The sequence below is a fragment of the Kribbella sp. NPDC050470 genome (assembly GCF_044458365.1).
Classification (GTDB): Bacteria; Actinomycetota; Actinomycetes; order Propionibacteriales; family Kribbellaceae; genus Kribbella.
In genome coordinates, this window is the sequence record NZ_JBITHV010000031.1 from 1 (window position 1) to 1407 (window position 1407).

Annotated in this window: 1 protein-coding gene; it reads right to left on the minus strand. The window is 67.3% G+C overall.

The genetic code is table 11. The features are described 5' to 3' along the window. Nucleotides 1–48: 48 nt before the first annotated feature. Nucleotides 49–1296 carry an IS256 family transposase gene (locus tag ACIBGM_RS45255; RefSeq protein WP_396389125.1) on the minus strand — a complete coding sequence of 416 codons (1248 nt, stop codon included), beginning with the start codon at nt 1294–1296 and terminating at the stop codon, nt 49–51. Nucleotides 1297–1407: the final 111 nt, after the last annotated feature.

Consider the following 1407-nt stretch of genomic DNA (forward strand, 5'->3'; position numbering starts at 1 on the left):
GGTCAAGCCCCTGGAAGTGGTGTAGTGCTGCGTGATCCTGGGGTGAGGTTAGGCGGTGAGTGCGGGTAGGTCGTCGGTTTCGATCTCGGTTTGGGTGTTGGTGTGGGTGGTTAGGCGTGAGCGGGCGAGGACGTCGAGTCCGAGGTAGCGGCGTCCTTCGGCCCATTCGTCGGTTTGTTCGGCCAGGACTGCGCCGACGAGGCGGACGATGGCGTCGCGGTTGGGGAAGATCCCGACCGCGTCGGTGCGGCGCCGGATCTCCTTGTTGAGCCGTTCGGCGGGGTTATTCGACCAGATCTGCGTCCAGATGTCCTTGGGGAACGTCGTGAACGCCAGGACGTCTTCACGGGCCGCGGCGAGGTGGTCGGCGACGGCCGGGAGTTTCTCGCCGACGTAGTCGAGCAGCCGGTCGAACTGCGCTGCCACGGCGTCGGCGTCGGGTTGGTCGTAGACCGAGTGCAGCATCGCCTTCACCGCCGGCCACATGCTCTTGGGGCAGATCGACATCAGGTTCGCGGCGTAGTGGGTGCGGCAGCGCTGCCATCCGGCTCCGGGCAGGTTGGCGGCGATCGCTTCGCGTAGGCCGGCGTGCGCGTCGGAGGTGACCAGGCGCACTCCGGCGAGGCCGCGAGCGACCAGGTCGGCGAAGAACTCGTTCCAGGCCGCCCCGGTTTCGCTGGTGGCCACGCGCAGGCCGAGGACCTCGCGGTGGCCGTCACCGTTCACGCCGGTCGCGAGCAGCACGACGGCGTTGACCACGCGGCCGCCTTCGCGGACCTTCATCGTCAACGCGTCGGCGGCCACGAACGTGAACGGGCCAGCGGCGTCCAGAGGCCGATGCCGGAAGTCCTCCACGGTCGCATCGAGGTCGGCGGCCATCCTGCTCACCTGGGACTTCGACAGCGAGTCGATGCCAAGAGTCTTCACCAGCTTGTCCATCCGCCGGGTGGAGACTCCGGCGAGGTAGCAGTCCGCCACAACGGTGATCAGGGCCGACTCGGCGCGCTTGCGGCGCTCCAGCAGCCACTCGGGGAAGTAGGTGCCCTTCCTGAGCTTGGGGATCGCGACGTCGACGGTCCCGACCCGGGTGTCGAGATCGCGGTGACGGTAGCCGTTGCGCTGCGTCGTACGGCCCGGGGAAGGTCGTCCCCACTCCGCACCGACCACAGCATCGGCATCGGCGGACAGCAGGGCGTTGATGATCGACTGCAGCAGCGAACGCATCAGATCAGGGCTCGCCTCGGCGAGCGCTTCGCCAAGCAGGCTGGCAGGGTCGACAATGTGTGGTGCGGTCATCGTGATGGTCCTCGAGGATTCTGTGGAAGGTTGACTCGAAGGATCACGCGGTGACCGCTTCCTCGTCGACGAGCTCGGCGACCGCGCTACACCACTATCGGGGACTCAACT